Genomic DNA, 18740 nt, shown 5'->3' on the forward strand with positions numbered 1-18740 from the left:
AGGGCCATTTGGTTCATGCGGTGATCCATACCGCCGACATTCAGGACCGCGACGGCGCGCCGCTGGTCCTGCGTGAAATCATCCACCGCTTTCCATGGCTGCGCCATGTCTTTGCCGATGGCGGCTACGCTGGCGACAAGCTCAGGGAAGCGCTCCGGCGTATCGGCAAATGGACTGTCGAGATCGTCAAGCGAACCGCGCATTGACCTGTCGGACTTTACCCTGGCCGATCCGGTCTACAGCCGTCTTCATATTGTCGAATATTCCACGCTGAGGCACGCCGCCCAGCACCCGGAAAGCCTGTGTCAACGCGTCGAACAACATCTCGTGGGTTTGAAGCAGGTAGGCTCGCGTGATGAACGCCCGACTGTGGGAAAGCTTGGTATGGGTGACGTGACCCCCTAATTTTCCTCCACGAGCGATTAGAGTCTGGCCTTGAAGGAAGGACAGACGATGAAGCGTACGAGGTTTTCAGAAGAGCAGATTATCGGGGTGCTGAAGGAAGCGGAGGCGGGAGCCAAGACCGCTGACCTTGCCCGTCGGCACGGTGTATCTGAAGCGACGATCTACAACTGGAAGTCGAAGTATGGCGGGATGGAAGTGTCCGATGCCCGCCGACTGAAGGAGCTCGAGAGCGAGAACGCCAAGCTCAAGCGGCTGCTGGCCGATGCGATGCTGGACAAGGCTGCTCTGAAGGATCTTCTGGCAAAAAAGTTCTGACGCCCGCCGCGCAGCGGGAAGCTGTTGCTCATCTCCAGGTGTGCCACGGGATGAGCGAGCGGCGGGCGTGCCGTGTTATCGATGCTGATCGCAAAAGCGTGCGTTACCGTTCCACCCGGGACGATGATGCCGAGCTTCGCGAGAAGCTGCGCGAGCTGGCCAACCAGCGTCGCCGGTTCGGCTATCGCCGTCTGCATATCCTGCTGCGCCGGGAGGGGATCATGATCAACCGCAAGAAGACCCAGAGGCTCTACAAGGAAGAAGGGCTGGCAGTGAGGCGACGACGAAGCCGCAGGCGTGCTGTTGGCACAAGGGCACCTGCTCCGGTTCTGGCGCTGCCGAACCAGCGCTGGAGCCTGGACTTTGTTCACGACCAGATGGCTTCGGGAAGACGGTTCCGGGTGCTCAACGTGGTCGATGACGTGACCCGGGAGTGCCTGGCAGCGGTGCCGGACACCTCGATCTCTGGTCGCCGTGTCGTTCGCGAGCTGACCGCACTGATCGAACAGCGCGGCAAGCCAGGCATGATCGTCAGCGACAATGGCACCGAGCTCACCAGCAACGCTGTGCTGGCATGGTGCGGCGAGGTCGGCGTGGAGTGGCATTACATCGCGCCCGGAAGGCCGATGCAGAATGGCTATGTCGAGAGCTTCAATGGCCGCATGCGCGACGAACTGCTCAACGAGACGCTGTTCTTGAGCATGGCCCATGCCCGTGTCGAGATCGCGGCCTGGGTCGAAGACTACAATCGGGAGCGACCACACTCGTCTCTCGGTTACGCAACACCGGCGGCGTTCGCCGCTGAACTGGATAAGCAATGGCCTGCTTCGCTACGCCCTACGGGCTCCGCTACGCAGCCCATTGCTTCAACCGCGCTTATGCGCAAAACAACCGCCCGGCTCTAATCCCAGCTGGGGGAAAGCTGGGGGTCAGGTCACGTTGATTAGTGGCACCATCGCCCGTGCCCGATCCTGCACTGCGAAATGGGTGCCGTGGAACGTGTCGCCATTATCCAGCGCGATCACTCCGCCAGGATTTTCCTGCCGTGCCTGATCGAAAAGAGTCTTGATCCGCGCCAGTCCACCCATCTGCGCGAACTGGAAATCGCCATGCGCATCGCGCTGCAGTTCGGAATGGGGCTCCACATAGCCGTGCAGATCATTGAGTTGCAGAATGGTCAGGTTTGTCATGGTGGCTCAAAGCCCTTCCGCGATCAGCTCTGCGGCATCCAGTCCCCATGCGGGCACTTTGCCATCGGCGGCGAAGAACATGTCGCGATATCGCATTTTCAGGAAATAGGGCACGCGCCCCATCTTCAGAATTTCTCGGTCACCGCCGAACCAGCTGTTGGAATGTATCCAGAACGCCTTTCCATCGCCCATATCGCCGATGCACAGCACCTCGGGCTTTAGCGGAACGTCAGCCTTTTCCGCGTCCACGGCCCCGAAGATCTTACCAACTTGAAGGCCGATAATGTCTGATTGCTGATGTCCGATGGCGCCCAATTTGGGCACCGTAACAGCGGCGCAATCACCACAGGCAAACACTTCGGGGTGATCAGGGTTGCGCATCAGCAGGTCAGTTTTGATGAACCCTTCGGAATCGCTGACAGGCAGGCCTTTGACAAAGTCGTGCGCTACCCAGTCGGGGAAAATGATCTTCACCTCTGCCGGCAGGGTGCGGCCATCGGCAAACTCGATCGCATCGGCCGTCAGCCGTGTGATGTCCTTCGTATTGTTCCAGTAGTTGAAGCCCATCTTGGTCGCGAGTGTCAGGAGTTGTTTGACGACATCCTCGCCTGCGTCTTCCGCGATCATGGGGGCTGGCGTAAAGACAGTGACGTTTTCGGGGCCGCCAAGTTTCCGATCCTTGAGCCAGGTCGCCATCGACATCATGATCTCGACGGGAGGCCCTTCACAGGCTGCAAGCGCCCGGGGGATCGATCCGCCGGCATAGGGTTCCAGACCGTCCGCTCCGTCCCCTTGGTGGAACCTTGCCGATCCGATTGCGATCGGACCGCCGGCATAGCGGGTATTGAGATAGCGGCGCAGCTTTTCTCCGTGATACAGGTCGCTGACGGTGTGGCCGTGTTCAGCGAAACCCTCGATCCGGTCAAAAGCAAGCCGGGCACCCAGTGCAAAGATGACGTAATCATAATGTTCGACATGATCTTCCGCACCGCCCCGTTCGGCGGGACGGAAGGTTACACTGCGCGCTGCAATGTCGACGGCAGTGATTTCGCCATGGATAAAATCGATGTCATCCTTTGCCAGAATGGGCACCAGATCCATCCGCTGGTGCAGCGCAGGGTTGCGATCTTCGAACACGTCAGCCGGAATGTTGGGGATGAACAGCAGATAGCTTTTGCGATCGATCACGGTGATGCGCGCCTTGTCCCCCACATATTGCCGCACCTTCTGTGCGCAGGCCAACCCGGCAAAATTGCCGCCAAGAATCAGGACATGGGGGCGACCATCATATTGTGGCATAGCAATCTCCTAGGCTGTCGCGGGCGGCGATACGAAAGTAAAACGAACAGTCGCGCGCGCGTTCCAACTTCGCAGGATAACCACGCACCTTAAGGCATCCTTACCACTCGTCGATGCGACAAGATTCGCGCGGCGCGGCAGCAAAATTATCGCCCTGGCATAAGCCTGCCTTAAGGTAGCGCCGCTTCTGACCTCCCCGACGGGAGGCTCACAACCATGACCAATTCATCAGGGCGCGGCGAACGATGATCGCGCTGGTACGCACGGCACTGACAAAACCGCTCACATTCATCGTGATGGCCGTGATGATCTTCGGCATTGGGGTGCTCTCTATCCTGCGCATGCCGGTGGATATTTTTCCGCGCATCGGGGTGCCAGTGATTGCGACAGCCTGGACCTATACCGGTCTGTCCCCGCAGGATATGGCCGGGCGCATCGTTACACCGTACGAACGGGTGCTGACCAGTGCGGTCAACGATATCCAACGTATCGAAAGCCAGTCCCTGAACGGGGTGGCCGTGGTGAAGATCTATTTCCAGCCGGGCGTGGATATCCGCACCGCCACGGCGCAGGTCACCTCCATTTCGCAAACCGTTCTGCGCCAGTTGCCGCCCGGCATCACTCCGCCGATGATCGTCAATTACGATGCTTCCACCGTGCCGATCCTGCAACTGGCGCTGTCCGGAGAGGGGTTGAGCGAACAGCAGTTGTTCGATCTGGGCCTGAACCAGATCAGACCGCAAATGGTCACCGTGCCGGGCGTCGCCATGCCGTTTCCATCGGGCGGGAAGCAGCGGCAGATGCAGATCGACGTCGATCCCGCCGCGCTGCAGGCACGCGGGCTTTCGGCGCAGGACGTGGCGGAGGCGCTGGCCGCGCAGACACAGATCAGCCCGGTCGGCTTCGCCAAGATCGGCGATCTGCAATATAATATCCGCCTGAACAATGCCCCTGAATCCGTCGATCAACTGAACAATCTGCCGGTAAAGATGGTGGATGGCGCCACCATTCTGATGCGCGATGTCGCACAGGTACGCGACGGGTCCGCCCCTCAGGTCAATGTTGTTCATGTCGACGGCCAGCGATCCGCACTGATGACCGTGTTGAAAAGCGGCAGCGCATCCACTCTCGCCATCGTGGACGGGATCAAGAAGCGCCTGCCGCTGGTGCTGGCTGGTCTGCCCGGCGCATTGAAAGTGACGGCCATCGGCGATCAGTCAGAACTGGTGAAGGCGGCGGTATCTTCCGTGGTGATGGAAGGCGCGCTGGCCGCGCTGCTGACCTCGCTGATGATCCTGCTGTTCCTTGGATCATGGCGATCGACAATCATCATCGTCACTGCCATTCCTCTGGCGATCCTGGGTTCCATTGCCGGTCTGGGCGCGGTGGGCCACACGCTGAACCTGATGACGCTGAGCGGGCTGGTGCTGGCGATCGGCATTCTGGTGGACGATGCCACTGTCACGATCGAAAACATCAACTGGCATCTGGAACAAGGCAAGGGCGTGATCGCCGCCATCATGGATGGCGCGGCGCAGATCGTGAAGCCAGCGCTTGTCGCATTGCTGAGCATCTGCATCGTTTTCGTGCCGATGTTCTTTCTGCCCGGCATTGCGGGCTTCCTGTTCGTGCCGCTGGCGCTGGCGGTGATATTCGCCTTGCTCACGTCCTTCATCCTCGCCCGCACGCTGGTGCCGACCATGGCGATGTTCCTGCTGCACCCGCATGATGAAGGAGCGAAGACCCGCCCGACGCGCAATATATTCGTTCGTTTTCAGCGCGGGTTCGACCAGCGCTTTGAACGGATGCGCGCGCGCTACGGCCAGTTGCTGGGCCGCGTGCTGGACGTACGGCGCGGCTTTGCCATGGTCTTTCTGGGGGTCATGGTACTGTCGCTGGCACTGGTGCCGCTGCTGGGGCGCGACTTTTTCCCGGCGGTAGATTCCGGCCAGATCGCCCTGCACGTGCGGACGCCTGCCGGCACGCGGATCGAACAAAGCTCCGCCACTTTCGCGCAGGTGCAGCGGCAGATCCGCCGCGTAATCCCCGATGCGGAAATCGAAACGATAGTCGATAACATCGGCATCTCGCTGGCGCCGCTGAATAATATCTATGCCAATTCCGGCTCGGTCGGTACCAATGAAGGGGATATTCTGATCACTCTGGCGGAGGGCCACGGGGATACGGACGAATATGTGCGTGAACTGCGCCACCAGCTGCCACTCAGCTTTCCAGGCGTGGATTTCGCCTTTCTGCCGGCGGACATGACCAGCCAGATCCTGAACTTTGGATCGCCAGCGCCGATCGATATTCAGATACGTGGACGAAACATACCTGAAAATCAGCAATATGCGCAAAAGCTGCTGAAGCGTCTGCGGCAGATCCCGGGACTGGCCGATGCGCGTATTCAGCAATCGACCCGCTATCCGCAGTTGAATGTCGATGTCGACCGGGCACGCATCGCGCAATATGGCCTCAGCCAGCGAGATGTGACGGCCAGCCTCGGCACCGCGCTTGCCGGTACGGCGCAAAGCGCGCCCGTATTCTACCTCAATCCTGAAAACGGCGTGTCTTACCCAGTGGTGGCGCAATTGCCGGAACGGGACGTAAGCTCCGTGGCCGAACTGGCCGCACTGCCGGTGGCGGGCGGTGCCAATGCCGCATCGCAGACATTGGGCGGTCTTGGGCAGATTACGCGCAGTAACACCCTGTCCGTCGTCAGCAAATATGACATTCAGCCGGTGATCAACATCTATGCCACCACACAAGGGCGTGATCTGGGTGCCGTTGCGAGCGATGTGAACGCCGCCATCGCCACGCTAGAAAAGGATCGGCCGAAAGCGTCCACCGTCACCCTGCGCGGCCAATATGAAACGATGAACATAGCCTTCACCGGCCTCGCATTCGGCCTGATCGCGGCGATCGTGCTGATCTATCTGGTGATCGTGGTGAACTTCCAGAACTGGATCGATCCGCTTGTAATCATCGGCGCGTTGCCCGCCGCATTGGCAGGCATTGCGTGGATGCTGTTCCTGACCGGCACCACCTTGTCCGTACCGGCACTGATCGGCGCGATCATGGCAATGGGCGTATCCACTGCCAATGCCATCCTCGTCGTCAGTTTCGCGCGCGAAAGGCTGGCGGAAACGGGCAATGCTGCAACCGCCGCATTGGAAGCGGGCATGGTGCGCCTGCGCCCGGTGCTGATGACCGCGCTGGTAATGATCATCGGCATGTCGCCCATGGCGCTGGCCCTGGGCGAAGGGGCGGAACAGAACGCGCCGCTGGGCCGTGCGGTGATCGGCGGTTTGGCGTTTGCTACAATCGCTACGCTGGTGCTGGTGCCCGCGCTGTTCGCGCTGGCCCACCGCAAGGGCGCCCCGAAAACCCGCACTATCGAACTGGAACCGAGCCATGTCTGATCCCACCCCATCACGGACTTCATCGCGAAAGGGCCGCCTTTATGGTGCGGCGGCAGCTGTTGGCGTAGCGCTGCTGGTGGGTGGCGGCATCGTCGCCCGCAATGCGGATCATACCGAACAAGCGGAATTCGCCCGCGCCAATGCCTTGCCGACCGTCAATGTCGTGCACCCACAACCGGCAGAAGCAGGCGCCATTCGTCTGCCCGGCATGTTGGAACCAGATAACGAAGCCGCCATCCATGCCCGCGCCAGCGGCTATGTGGCGCAGCGACTGGTCGATATTGGCGATCATGTGCGTGCGGGGCAGGTTCTGGCCGTGCTGGACGCGCCGGAGGTGGAACAACAACTGGCACAGGCGCAAGCGGACCTGCGCACGGCGGAAGCCAACCGGGGACTGGCGCAAACTACGGCCGTACGTTGGGACGCGCTGCGGGCGAAGGACGCGGTATCGCAACAGGAAACCGATGAAAAGAGCGGGCGTCTAGCGGCGGCAAGAGCCCTTGCCAGTTCCGCCCGTGCCAATGTCGAACGCTTGCGCGCCACGCTCGGCTTCACCCGCGTTGTGGCACCTTTTGCAGGCCGGGTGACCAGCCGCAACGCGGAAATAGGCGCCCTGGTGAATGCGGGAAACGGCGCGGCCAGCCCCCTGTTCACCATTGCAGATGACCGCCGACTGCGCCTGCGCGTCCGTGTGCCCCAGGCCTTGTCAGGACAGCTGACGCGGGGTGTGGTGGCCAGTCTGACCGTACCGGAATATCCGGGCGATAGTTTCGACGCCGCACTGGTGCGGACGGCAGGTGCGGTGGACCGGGCATCGGGCACGATACTGGCCGAGTTCGAGGTGAACAATACTGGCCAGCGGCTGAAGCCGGGCGGCTACGCTGAAGTGGCCATCCCGATGGCGGCAGGCACCGCCGTAACGCTGCCCGCCAGCGCGCTGATTGTGACACCGAAGGGAACGATGGTGGGGCTAGTCGATCGCGAAGGGCGCGTGACGATGCGCCCGGTTATGATCGGACGGGACGATGGCGCTAGTGTGCAGATCGCATCCGGCCTGACCCCGCAGGCCCGCGTGATCGCCACTCCTCCAGAAGCGCTGGCGCAAGGGGATCGGGTCCGCATTGTTCGCAACCGGGGGAAAGGTACTGCCAATGCGCAGGATTAACCTGGCCGCGCCCGCCCTGCTGTTGATGGCGGGCTGTTCCATGGCGCCGCCACTCAATATTCCGGCCACGCCGGTGGCGGAAAGTTACAAATATGGCGCACGGTGGCAGGATGCCGCGCCGGCGGACCGGCAGCCGCGAGGGCAATGGTGGCGTGATTTCGACGACCCTGTACTGGACGACCTGATCGCGCGGGCGGACGAGGGCAGCCCAAGCCTTGCCGCAGCAGTAGCCCGGCTTGACCGCGCGCGGGCGGAGGCGCGCCTTGCGGGGTCGGATCTTGTCCCCACGCTGGATGCCCGCACGGCCATTTCGCGCGAACGGCTTTCCGCTGGACGGCCCATCGGTCCCGGCGTTCCGGTAACGGCGGACCAGTATATCCTGGGCGGTGCGCTGAACTATGAAATCGACCTGTGGGGCCGGGTCCGCGACAGCGTCAGGGCTAGCGAAGCGGACGCGGGAGTCGAAGCGGCCAGTCTCGCCTCCGTCCGCCTCAGCCTTCATGGCGCGCTGGCAGATGCCTATTTCCAGTTGCGTGGACTTGACCGGGAAGGTGCCCTGCTGCGCCGTACCGTGGACGCTTACGAAGCGTCAGACGCACTGATCCGCATCCGCCATGAAGGCGGCATCGCATCGGGCGTGGATCGCAGTCGGTCGCAGACGCAACTGGCCAATGCTCAGGCGCTGTTCCGGCAGATCGCGGCGCGCCGGGCGACGCTGGAGAACCGCATCGCGACACTGATTGGCATGATGCCTGGGCAATTTGCCATTACCCCAGCCGATAGCATTGCGGCTTTGCCCGCCATTGCGCCGGGCCTGCCATCCACCCTGCTCGAACGGCGACCTGACATTGCCGGGGCGCAGCGGCGACTGATCGCTGCCAATGCCCGCATCGGCGTGGCGAAAGCGGCCCGGTTCCCTCGCATCGACCTAGCTCTGGCTGGTGGTTTTCAGGCCAGTGGTGCGCCCCTTGTCAGCGCCCCAACCGGATATTGGGCGCTGGGACCATTGTCGGCGGTGCTCAACCTGTTTGATGGCGGGCGGCAGCGGGCGCGGGTTGCCGTCAGCGAGGCGGAATATAACATCCTCGCCGCCAATTACCGCGAAACAGTGCTGAATGCCTTCCAGGAGGTAGAGGATTCGCTGGCCAGCAATGCGGCGCTGGCGGCCGAGGAAGCCGACCGGCAGCGGGCCGCGCAGGCCGCGGCGCGCGGGGAAGAACTGGCGTTGGACCGTTATCGCGATGGCGCGGCGGACTATCTGGAAGTCGTCACTGCACAAACTGCCGCGCTGGCGGCGCAACAGGCCTTCATCACTGTGCAGACGGCGCGAAGGCGGGCGGCGATCACGCTCGTTCGAGCGCTGGGGGGCGGAGCGCAGGACGGGGCCGCCCCAGCACTCCGCTGATGCGATTACCCGCGCCGCCGCGCCACCAGATCGATCAGGGCGGACATGCCGCCGTGGCCGCTGCCTTCGCGAATATCCGCATCGTAACTTTGCAGGGAAACAATATCCCACCCGGCAAAGGCTTCGCGCAGCATGCTTTCGCTATAGAGGTTGTCCTCCACTTTCGGCCCGCCGGTGCCATATTCCAGCTGTTCCGGGCGATAGCCCTCCAGCAGAAGAATGCCACCGGGCCGCAAAGTTCTGGCAAACCCGGCGAACATGTTGGTCCGCAATATGGGATCGGCAAATTGCACGAAGATCGCCGCGACCGCGTCAAATGCAGCCTCTGGCCAGTCGTAGGCGGCCAGATCGACCTGCTCCAGCGTCAAGGAAACGCCGCGCTGTTGCGCCAGCCTGCGCGCCTTCGCGATCCCAGCGGCGGATATGTCTGTCGCGGTAACGTCCAGCCCCTGTTCGGCCAGATAGACCCCATTGCGCCCTTCCCCATCGGCCACGGCCAGCACCCGCCCGCCTTGCGGCAAACGCACCGCTTCGCGGCGCAAAAATGCATTTGGCTCCGTTCCGAAGACATAATCTTCCGAAGCGAAGCGGCTGTCCCAGAATGCGGCTGAATCCATCCGATCAGTCATGCGCTGCCTTCCATGCTCCCATCGAACCAAGATAGATGTCGAGCTTCTCAAAACCGCGGCTGGCCAGCCACCCTGCGGCGACCGTCGCGCGCATGCCGCTGGCGCACATCAGGGTGTAATGGCGATTCTTGTCCAGTTCCTGCCAACGATCATTGAGCTGGCCAACATAGATATGTTGTGATCCGTCGATGGCAGATTTGGCCCGTTCGTCTGCATCGCGCACATCCAGCAACGTCCACCCTTCAGCACCACCTAAACGGTTTTCGACTTCGTCTGTGTCGATCATGGGTGTCTGCTGCATCGTTACGCCTTTTGCCGCAGCAGGCACTATGCCGACATAGCCACCCACCACATTATCCAGCGCGATCCGGACCAGATGTTCCAGCGCGGCGGCCAGTTGATCTTCATCTGAAGCGATCAGGGCGACGCTGTCCCCTTCGCGGATGAACCAGCCAGCAAAGGCGGAAATCATATCCACCGGCAGGCTCATTGCGCCGGGCAGATGGCCCGAGGCATAGGCCATGGGCTCGCGGATATCGACTAGGTGATCCGCTTTGCGGTCCCTTAACTGCGCGAGCGAAAGGCGGCGGGGGCGCATCACAGCCGGCGGCGCACTGCCCCCGTCCACATTCAGCCGCTCCATCAGCCGGAAATAGGGCGGTTGATAGTGGTTCTCGTTCACTTTCAATCGAATGAATTCCTCGCGATCCGTGATCTGGAGGCGCGGATTGTTCAGCCGCTCATGGCCGATGGTAGAGAACTCGCGATCGGCCATGCCTGATCCGCAGACCGAGCCGGCACCGTGCGCCGGGTAGATGATGGCCTGATCGCCGAGCGCCAACAGCTTGCGGAGGGAATCGAACAGTATCCCTGCCACTTCCTCGCGCCGGTCGGGATAAAAATCGGTGCGGCCGACATCGCCGACGAACATTGCGTCACCAGTGAACACGCCAACTGCCTTGTCTGGATAGGCTGTATCAAACAGCACATAGGCCAGATGGTCATCGGTATGGCCGGGTGTTTCCATGGCCCGGATTTCCAGTTGGCCGATGGCAAAACAATCACCGTCGCGCGCCGTTGTCGCATAGACGATGGGCCGTTCCGGGTTCGGCCCATGCAGCACCTTTGCCCCCGTCATGCCAGCGAGAACTGGCGCGCCAGAAACAAGATCTTCGTTACGATGAGTCTCGAAGATATGCGTGATCTCAAGCCCTGCTTCACGCGCCTTCTCCAGGTAGATGGCGCAGTCACGGCGTGGATCGATCACGGCTGCCTGCCCGCCCGAGCCCACCAGATAGGACAGGTGGGAAAGGCCCGGCGTCTTGATCTTTTCCAGCAGCATAGTTCTTTCCTTCTTGTATGGTGTTTGACGCGGCGACGATTGCTATTGTCAATCCGTAACGAGGGGCCAGCCCTGGCGTTGCAGAAGGACCAGCGTGGTCATTGCGGAAAGATCGAGAGTGACTGCCGGATTTATGTCTTCCCGCGCAATGCCCTGTCCAGCGGTCGCTTGGCCACAGACATGGATTTCAACGCCAGCCCTCACGAGTGCGGCAATTAGCGGCGTGTTGGGGTTGGCGGAATTGAACTTCTTTTGAAAGGCTTCGTCACGCAGAATCAGCGGTGTGGCTGGCCCGTGGATGATGATCTTGATGTCACCCGGTCTGGTGGACACCCCGCTCGATGCGAGCAGATTGAGATAGCGCGCGACCCTGTCAAGACTGCGGTTGACCCCTTTTGGCCCGCGCGCCTCGCCGGTGATTTCGAACAAAGCACGCATATCATCCGTCGCGGCGGGACGGTTGGCGACCTCCGCCATGGGCGCAATCGCGCCATAGTCCGCGACCGCCGGGTGCCTCGCAACCTGAGCGGATGCAGGTACACAAACCACCAATGCGGCGGTGCCCCCGAGAAAGAGTAATTTGTTATAAATGCTCATCATCTGTGTTTCCTTCCGACTCATTGGCTAGCCCGATCAGCATCTCGCTGCTTAGCATCTGCGGCAGCTCCCGAACCGGGCGTTTTGGCGGCGCGAAGAGATAGTAAGGGATCGAATTGCGGCCGCGGCTGGCCAGGAAGCGCGTGATCTCTGGATCGCCCTGCGTCCAGTCGGCAACGAGCATCGTCACACCTGCCTTCGCGAATGCCGCTTGCGTGTCTGCCCGGTCGATCGCCACTCGCTTGTTGACTTGGCAGACGAGGCACCAGTCCGCTGTGAAATCGACAAAGACCGGTACGTTCTGCGCGCGCAACTCAGCAAAGCGCGCTTCACTGAACACTTGTGGGCCGCTATTTGCCGGAGCCGTCGCGGCGACCGGGCGCGGCAGTTCTACCGCGATCGCGACCAGCAGCGCCGCCATCACCGGTGCCAGTCCGATCATGGCGGAGCGCCCCCCACTTTGCCGTAAGCCCACCCACCATAATCCTAGTGCGGCCAGAGCGGCGATCAGCAAGCCCATCGCCAGCCCATCGACGCCGCTTTGCCGCCCCAGAACCCAGGCAAGCCCGATTGCCGTCAGCAGCATCGGAATGGCAAGAATGCGGCGGAAGGTCGCCATCCACGCGCCGGGTTTCGGCAGCCAGTGTTGAAGCCGGGGCAAGAAGGCGATCAACAAGAAAGGGAGCGCCATCCCAAGACCCAGGCCTGCAAAGACCGCCAGCGAAGCAGGCACCGGCAGAACCAGTGCCGCACCCAGCGCGACGCCCATGAAGGGGCCACTACAGGGGGTCGCGATCAGCGCAGCGAGCGCACCGGTGCCAAATGCGCCAAGACCGCCTTTCTTCGTCATCCAATTGCCGGAAAGAGAGGGACTACTCACTTCGAACAGACCAGCCAGATTGAGCGCGATCGCCAGAGACAAAAGCATCAGCAGCAGGATCATCCTGGGATCCTGAAGCTGGAAAGACCAGCCAATGTCATGGCCCATCGCGCGGGCGCCCACCAAAATCGCGCCCAGCGCCGTGGTCGTCGCGACACTCCCGGCAAAATAGGCAAGTCCTTCCACTTTCGCAGTGTGCCGGTCAGCGCCCGATCGAGCGAGGCTGAGCGCCTTGAGCGACAGGATCGGGAACACGCAAGGCATCAGGTTGAGCAGCAGCCCGCCAAGGATCGCACCGGTCAGTGCAATCCTGAACGCGCGTGTGTCGGCCGGCGCGGCACGCTTAGAGCCCTGCGCTGGAGTGGGCTTCTCGGCAGCGGCGGGGGGAGCGGCCGCTGCGGAGGCTGGCGCCGACTGTGCTACAGGCGCATCGGCCCTGGGGGTTTCACGAGCACCCGAAGCCATCAGCGCGAAGCTGCGTTTACTATCCGCAAACACGCCGCGAAAATCTGAAGGCGCTGGCGCAGCATCGTCGGATGCGGCGACAGTCACGCGCCATCCATTCCCCCGGCGCACGACGGTCTGCGGCGCCGATGCTGCGAACCAGCCATCCTGTGCGAGAAACAGGCGCAAAGTGGACGCGTCGAGATTGGAATCGCCTTCAATGTCGAAGCGCCAGTCTTCACCCTGACGCCCCACCACAACCTTAAACCTGCCGTCGACAGGCAGTGCCGCCTCGGCGGCCCGGAAAACCGGCACCGCAGTTGCATTGATTTTTCCATCGCCCGCTGTCAGCCGCAGATCGAGCGTGGTGCGTTCGGGGACGCACAAGGTGTCCGAGCAGGCAAGCCATGAGAGGTTGGCGCGCAGCGGGATGGCCGTGCCCGGAGCAATATCGCCATCCAGGTTCAGCTCCGTCAGGAGCGTAAAAGCGCCTTTGTGAACATAGCTTGCCAGCCCGGCGAGCTCGAGCAGGGCTGGTGCAGGATGGCGCAGCTCTCCGATGGTCACGCCGTCCGGCGCGGTCCAGTTCGCCTCCACCGAGAGCCCGCTGTCACCCGGATTGAACCAATAGCCATGCCAGCCAGTGCGTGGCACCATGCGTATAGCGATGCGCGTTGTCGTGCCGGGCTTTGGGGAACTGGATTCGGCCAGCAACGACGCATCGATATTTGCCGTGCCCTGAGCGGCGACCGGTCCGGCGATCAAACCAAGCAAAGCGGCCACGAAAAGTACGAAAGCCCTTATCGCAAGACGCCGTAGTCGACCCATCATCGTCCTGGCCGACGCCTTCATTGTGATGCAGTTCCGTTCGGGCCGCGCCGCGCGAGTGACACCGCCTCACGCAACCCGCCCAGATCAATGCCCCCGGGGATGAGATAGGGGCCGATCAGCATGCCGGGGGTGCCTTGAAGCCCCAGCATTGCGGCGTATCTGCTATTGCGATCCAGCACACCGTCGATCTCGGCCTTGTGCGCGGTAAGGTCAGCCTGCAGTTTCGCCCAGTCCACCCCCGCTTTGTCTGCTGCGGCGCGAATACTGTCCGATGTCAGCTTGCCTGTCGTGGTCATCAGCGCATCGTTGAACGCGGCATGCTTGCCTTGCCAATTGGAGGCGATGGCTGCCCGCGCGGCCTCGGTGGACGCAGCGCCGAAGACCGGCCAGTCACGAAAGACCAGTTTCACCTTGGGGTCTTGGATCACAAGAGCTTCGAGCGACGGGTGCAGCTTGCGGCAAAAGGGACATTGATAGTCGGCGAACACCACGACAGTGACATCGTGCCCCTGCGGCGCGATGGCCGGGGCAACAGGATCATTCTGGATTTGCGAGCGGATACGCAGCGCATCTGCGCTGGAGGTGTCGCTCGACGCCTGACGAGCTTGCGCCGGGTCGGCCTCACCGCTCAAAAATCGCCAGACCCCCGGCCATAAGCGCGGCCATGCCGATGCCAGCCGCTATTGTTAGTTTCTTCATCTCATTGAGTCCTTTGCAGATTACGCATCCCTGCGGTCAGCGCCGCCCGGGATATCTCGCCGGCATGGAGGTCGGCAATTTCGCCCGCCTCATTGACGAACAAGGTCGTTGGGAGCGCCACCGAAGCGACGGCCTTGCCCAAACCGCCGCCCGGATCAGTCACGATTGCCCCGTCGGCCAGGCCCTGCTTGGCAAGAAACGCACGGATGACCGCAGCGTCCTCGCCTTGATTGACGAGCAGAACCGGAACTTTGGAGCTATGCGCCACGTCGATCAGCATAGGCATCTCGCGACGGCACGGTGGACACCAGGTGGCCCACAGATTGATAACCATAGGTCGTCCCGGAATGCCCAGCTCGACCGGTTTGCCATCAAGGTCCGTCAGCGTCAGGCGCGGCATCGGTCGTACATCCGGTGCAATCAAGGTGGCCGCACCAAGATGAAGTACAAAAAGGCCTGCAACCGTGGCGATCAGCGCAAGGCCTGCAGGTTTGCGCCCCAGCATAACCAAGATGGCGATCAGCGCCGCCGCAGTGCCTGCCCAGACCGAGAACCCGCCCTGCCAGATTGCAAGCATGGTCCAGGGTTCGGCGATAAAGGCGCCGAGATTGGCAAGAATAAAGCCGATGCGCGCTGCAACTAGTCCGGCCAGCAAGGACAACCATCCGGCACGCATTGCCGCACTATCCAGCCGCGCGGCAATCACACCCGCGATCGCCAGAAACGCCCAGATCGCTGCAACAGCGATCAAACGGTCTGTAGCCATAGCAAGTGGGCCGATCTGTATGACGCCATCCATTGTGGTTCTCCTTGCCGCCTTTTCTTAAGGCAGGCTTAGCATCCGGCTTAAGGCAGCGGTAAGGTGGGCAGGGAAAGGAGCAGAAATGCGGATTCTGCTTGTCGAAGATGATGATATTCTGCGCGACGGTATCGTGGTGGGGCTCGGCCTTGAGGGGTTCGAGGTCGATGCAGTTGCCTGTCTTGCCGACGCGCGCGCCGCGATTGGAGATCATGCCGGCGTCGTGCTCGATATCGGCCTGCCTGATGGGTCCGGTCTCGATTTGCTGGCTGAATGGCGGCGGGCCGGCGTCGAGACGCCAGTTCTGCTGCTGACGGCACGCAACATGATCACGGATCGGGTCGAGGGACTTGATCGCGGTGCAGACGATTATCTAGGAAAGCCCTTTGACCTTACCGAACTGTCCGCCCGTCTGCGCGCGATCCTGCGTCGGGCCAGCGGACGCGCAAGCGGAGATCTGGAACTGGGCGCGCTGACAATCAGCGAAGCCCGTCGATCGGTGGCTCTGGATGGTGAGGAAATTTCCGTCTCTCGTCGGGAGTTTGCGATCCTGCATGCTTTGGCCGAGCGCCCGGGGCACGTCCTGTCGCGCAGTCAGTTGGAAGATCGTATCTACGGCTGGCAGGAGGAAATCGAAAGCAACGCGGTGGAAGTCCACATCCACAAGCTCCGTGCCAAACTCGGCCGGAACCGCATCGAAACGGTGCGTGGTGAGGGTTACCGGATGACACGATCATGACCGCCTTGCGGATCCGCCTGTTCGTCCTCGTCCTCGGCGTGACCATGCTGGTCTGGGCGGGGGCGGCGGGCTGGACGAGTTTTTCCACAAGGACTGAAGTGGAGCGGGTGCTTGATGGTCGGCTGGTAGAGGCGGCGCGCATGGTCGCTGCGCTCGACGTTCCCGCCAGCGGGCCGGCGCAGCGACTGGCACCGGCGCCTTACTCCCGACAGCTGTCCTGCCAAATCTGGTCGTTGGACGGCGCTTTGGTCGGCCAGTCAGCCGGAGCGCCCGATGCGCCGTTGGCCGGCGGCGCACCCGGCTTTTCCAGTCGCCAGATCGGGGATGAACAGTGGCGCGTCTACACACATGTCGACGCAGCGCGTGGCATCCGGGTGATGGTCGGCGACAGCTTGGCGGTCCGCCAGCATCTGGTCAACGATCTGATGCTGGGTTTGCTGTTGCCAGCAGCGGTCGGACTGGTTGCGCTCGCACTGCTACTTTGGTTTGGTGTCCGAAGCGGTCTTTCACCGCTCGCTCGTATTGCCCGCGCAATCGAGCTGCGTTCGCCACAGACCCTTGAGCCGCTCGCTGTCGATCCCGTGCCCGAAGAACTGAGGCCTCTAGTGCAGGCAATGGACGATCTGCTCGCCAGACTTGAGGGGGCCAGACGGGCGGAGCGCGACTTTGTGGCCAACGCCGCGCACGAGCTCCAGACCCCGCTGGCTGGACTCAAAACCCAGGCGGAAGTGGCCCGTCGCGCCACTGACCCGGCCATGCGCGACCATGCCCTGGAGCGGATTGCTATCTCGGTGGGGCGCACCAGTCGACTGGTACGCCAGCTGCTGGAGCTGGCCCGGCAGGAGGGGCGAGAGGCTGAACCGGCCAACCGCTTCTCCCGCGTGAGTGACGTGGTGAACGGTGTCGCCAGCGACTATGCACATCTGGCCGCGACGGGCAGTCGGTCGATCGTCACCGCCTGCGGACTCCGCGACGTCGATCTGGCAATCGACGCCGAAGCCCTTCGCCTTGCGCTGGGCAACCTGGTGGAGAACGCTCTGCACCATGGGAGCAAAGGCCCGGTGCGGATCGAGTGTGCCGCAAACCATGGATTGGAACTGCGTGTGATCGATGGTGGCGCGGGCATCGCGGCGGAGGAGGTTGAGCGTGTGCGTCGCAGGTTCGAACGCGGCCCTCGCGCCATGTCAGGCGGCACCGGGCTGGGCCTGTCGATCGTCGAGGCCGCAATCGCTCCCGCGCAGGGCGTTCTGGAATTTCGTCCAGATGATACCGGCTTTGCCGCCGTGCTGCGCTTTCCATCACATCGCGTCAGGATATCGAGCAATGGTGCCAGCTGACGTTCCGCCCGATCAGACAGATGCGGCCCCGCGAAAGGCCTTCAGCCGCCGCGACTTTGCAATGCTGAGCGGCTGTGCCGCAGTGGGATGGCTCGGAAGCTGGGTACTTCGCGAGACTGCGCCTTTGGCTCAAGACATGTCTTCAAATGGCAGAGCGCAAACCGCCGCAGACCAGCGGACGAGTCGCTCGGCTGGGAACCCGGATGGTTCAGTGACCATCGTTGCGTTTAATGATTTCCTCTGTCCGATCTGCAAGGTGACCGCGCACATTCTTGCATCCGCCGTCAAGCATGACGGTGACGTGCGGATCGAGTATCGCGATCTGGCTTTCTTCGGGCCAATGGCGGAGCGTGCCGCCCTGGTTGGCCTCGCGATGGACCGACAGAGTCTTTATCCCGCCTATCACGACCGTACGATGGCAATGCACATACCGCTGAACGAGGCAATTTTGCGCGATATCGCAAACGATATCGGCGCGGATTGGGAACAGGCCACGAAGGATCTGAAAGACCAGCGCCAGGCATTTCTAAACCGTTTGCATCAGGACGCCAATCTTGCCTTCGGTCTTGGTATCCACGGCACGCCGGCTTTCCTCGTCGAAACCCTCCTTGCCATTGGCCGTAAGACTGAAGATGAATTTTTGGCTATCTTTGCCGAGGCTCGGCATATGGCTCGCGTCGCTGAATGACTGACCGGCTAACGACGGTACGGTCGTTGCACTATTCGTTCGTGGTCTCGCGAAGCGCGATATCGCGCTGGACGCGCGTCATTTCGCCTATAGGAATCGTCCGCGAGCTTCCCTGACAATCGATAAGCAGCGTTGTTGGTAGTATCTGGGCTCCAGACAACTTGGCTAGAACACCCTGTCGGCCGCCGGGAAGTCTGTGAAAGCCGGTTCGTTAGACGCTCGACTTCACGAGGTATTGCCATCGCTATCCGATTTTGGCCATAAGTCGACCGGCCGCTCCTTGCTCAGTACGCATCCGATAGCCGCCGCGAGTTGTCGCGGTGCCGGGGTTCAGGCGGCGATTTCTTCGGCGGCCTGCTGCTGAGCAGCTTTCCAATGCCAAGGGAGGAGTTCGTGAAGGCGGTTCTGTGGGATGTCGGCGATCCGTGCGAGGACGTCGGTGAACCAGGCGAGCGGATCGACGTCGTTGAGCCGAGCCGTGCCGAACAGGCTGAACATCATCGCCGCACGCTGGCCGCCACGGTCTGAGCCCACGAACAGCCAGGCTTTCCTTC

At 62.0% G+C, this 18740-nt stretch carries 16 protein-coding genes and 2 pseudogenes; 8 read left to right on the plus strand and 10 right to left on the minus strand.

The window, feature by feature from the left end; translation table 11 throughout:
* A pseudogene (locus SxD43FB_RS20720) lies at positions 1 to 197 on the plus strand (transposase); the annotation flags it as partial.
* Here the strand turns inward: SxD43FB_RS20720 and SxD43FB_RS20725 are convergent.
* Positions 190 to 387 (minus strand): annotated as a pseudogene (locus SxD43FB_RS20725) (IS21 family transposase); the annotation flags it as partial. The pseudogenes SxD43FB_RS20720 and SxD43FB_RS20725 sit on opposite strands and share 8 nt — an antisense overlap.
* Positions 388 to 453: 66 nt before the next feature.
* On the opposite strand from SxD43FB_RS20725, the gene SxD43FB_RS20730 reads away from it, so the two are divergent.
* Positions 454 to 1625, plus strand: a protein-coding gene (locus SxD43FB_RS20730; protein ID WP_096063796.1) for an IS3 family transposase whose coding sequence is annotated in 2 segments (ribosomal slippage) — positions 454 to 706 and positions 706 to 1625 — 1173 coding nt in all. Because the reading frame shifts where the segments join, the coding sequence is not laid out codon by codon here.
* Between the two features lie 24 nt (positions 1626 to 1649).
* Here the strand turns inward: SxD43FB_RS20730 and SxD43FB_RS20735 are convergent.
* Positions 1650 to 1910: a hypothetical protein gene (locus tag SxD43FB_RS20735; RefSeq protein WP_096063797.1), complete on the minus strand. Its 261-nt coding sequence runs from the start codon at positions 1908 to 1910 to the stop codon at positions 1650 to 1652.
* Positions 1911 to 1916: 6 nt separating this feature from the next.
* A complete protein-coding gene (locus SxD43FB_RS20740) occupies positions 1917 to 3209 on the minus strand; it encodes an FAD-dependent oxidoreductase (protein WP_096063798.1) in 1293 nt (430 codons plus the stop codon).
* 245 nt (positions 3210 to 3454) lie between these two features.
* Here SxD43FB_RS20740 and SxD43FB_RS20745 point away from each other — a divergent pair, with 245 nt between their 5' ends.
* Genes SxD43FB_RS20745 through SxD43FB_RS20755 form a run of 3 tightly spaced genes read left to right on the plus strand, consistent with a single transcriptional unit; the run spans position 3455 to position 9201 of the window.
* A complete protein-coding gene (locus SxD43FB_RS20745; protein WP_096063799.1) occupies positions 3455 to 6631 on the plus strand; it encodes an efflux RND transporter permease subunit in 3177 nt (1058 codons plus the stop codon).
* On the plus strand, positions 6624 to 7796 hold the full coding sequence (locus tag SxD43FB_RS20750; RefSeq protein WP_096063800.1) for an efflux RND transporter periplasmic adaptor subunit: 1173 nt from the start codon (positions 6624 to 6626) through the stop codon (positions 7794 to 7796). The genes SxD43FB_RS20745 and SxD43FB_RS20750 overlap by 8 nt, the downstream gene beginning before the upstream one ends.
* A complete protein-coding gene (locus SxD43FB_RS20755) occupies positions 7783 to 9201 on the plus strand; it encodes an efflux transporter outer membrane subunit (RefSeq protein WP_096063801.1) in 1419 nt (472 codons plus the stop codon). The genes SxD43FB_RS20750 and SxD43FB_RS20755 overlap by 14 nt, the downstream gene beginning before the upstream one ends.
* 5 nt (positions 9202 to 9206) lie before the next feature.
* On the opposite strand, the gene SxD43FB_RS20760 is transcribed toward SxD43FB_RS20755, so the two are convergent.
* From SxD43FB_RS20760 to SxD43FB_RS20785, 6 genes are all read right to left on the minus strand, one after another.
* Entirely contained in the window at positions 9207 to 9830 is a 624-nt protein-coding gene (locus tag SxD43FB_RS20760) for a class I SAM-dependent methyltransferase (protein ID WP_255245839.1), read from the minus strand.
* Positions 9823 to 11172 (minus strand): MBL fold metallo-hydrolase, encoded by a 1350-nt coding sequence (locus tag SxD43FB_RS20765; RefSeq protein ID WP_096063803.1) that lies wholly within the window; start codon positions 11170 to 11172, stop codon positions 9823 to 9825. Before SxD43FB_RS20765 ends, SxD43FB_RS20760 begins: the two co-directional genes overlap by 8 nt.
* A 48-nt stretch (positions 11173 to 11220) precedes the next feature.
* The gene (locus SxD43FB_RS20770) at positions 11221 to 11772 is read right to left on the minus strand and encodes a DsrE family protein (RefSeq protein ID WP_255245840.1); all 552 of its coding nucleotides are present in this window, start codon (positions 11770 to 11772) and stop codon (positions 11221 to 11223) included.
* The gene (locus SxD43FB_RS20775) at positions 11756 to 13876 is read right to left on the minus strand and encodes a thioredoxin family protein (RefSeq protein WP_255245841.1); all 2121 of its coding nucleotides are present in this window, start codon (positions 13874 to 13876) and stop codon (positions 11756 to 11758) included. The genes SxD43FB_RS20770 and SxD43FB_RS20775 overlap by 17 nt, the downstream gene beginning before the upstream one ends.
* Positions 13877 to 13941: 65 nt before the next feature.
* Entirely contained in the window at positions 13942 to 14556 is a 615-nt protein-coding gene (locus SxD43FB_RS20780; RefSeq protein ID WP_176482876.1) for a DsbA family protein, read from the minus strand.
* Positions 14557 to 14624: 68 nt separating this feature from the next.
* Positions 14625 to 15422 carry a TlpA disulfide reductase family protein gene (locus SxD43FB_RS20785; RefSeq protein WP_096063806.1) on the minus strand — a complete coding sequence of 266 codons (798 nt, stop codon included), beginning with the start codon at positions 15420 to 15422 and terminating at the stop codon, positions 14625 to 14627.
* Positions 15423 to 15507: 85 nt separating this feature from the next.
* Here SxD43FB_RS20785 and SxD43FB_RS20790 point away from each other — a divergent pair, with 85 nt between their 5' ends.
* Genes SxD43FB_RS20790 through SxD43FB_RS20800 form a run of 3 tightly spaced genes read left to right on the plus strand, consistent with a single transcriptional unit; the run spans position 15508 to position 18186 of the window.
* Positions 15508 to 16161 carry a winged helix-turn-helix domain-containing protein gene (locus SxD43FB_RS20790; RefSeq protein ID WP_096063807.1) on the plus strand — a complete coding sequence of 218 codons (654 nt, stop codon included), beginning with the start codon at positions 15508 to 15510 and terminating at the stop codon, positions 16159 to 16161.
* Positions 16158 to 17498, plus strand: coding sequence for an ATP-binding protein (locus tag SxD43FB_RS20795; protein ID WP_096063808.1), 1341 nt, complete (start codon positions 16158 to 16160; stop codon positions 17496 to 17498). Before SxD43FB_RS20790 ends, SxD43FB_RS20795 begins: the two co-directional genes overlap by 4 nt.
* Positions 17485 to 18186, plus strand: a complete 702-nt coding sequence (locus tag SxD43FB_RS20800; RefSeq protein WP_176482877.1) for a DsbA family protein — start codon at positions 17485 to 17487, stop codon at positions 18184 to 18186. Before SxD43FB_RS20795 ends, SxD43FB_RS20800 begins: the two co-directional genes overlap by 14 nt.
* 330 nt (positions 18187 to 18516) lie before the next feature.
* On the opposite strand, the gene SxD43FB_RS20805 is transcribed toward SxD43FB_RS20800, so the two are convergent.
* Positions 18517 to 18740 (minus strand): transposase domain-containing protein (locus tag SxD43FB_RS20805; protein ID WP_141249571.1); only part of this gene is annotated, 224 nt, incomplete at its 5' end.

Origin of the sequence: Sphingobium sp. D43FB (assembly GCF_002312805.1) — a bacterium.
In the GTDB taxonomy this organism is placed as follows: Bacteria; Pseudomonadota; Alphaproteobacteria; order Sphingomonadales; family Sphingomonadaceae; genus Sphingobium.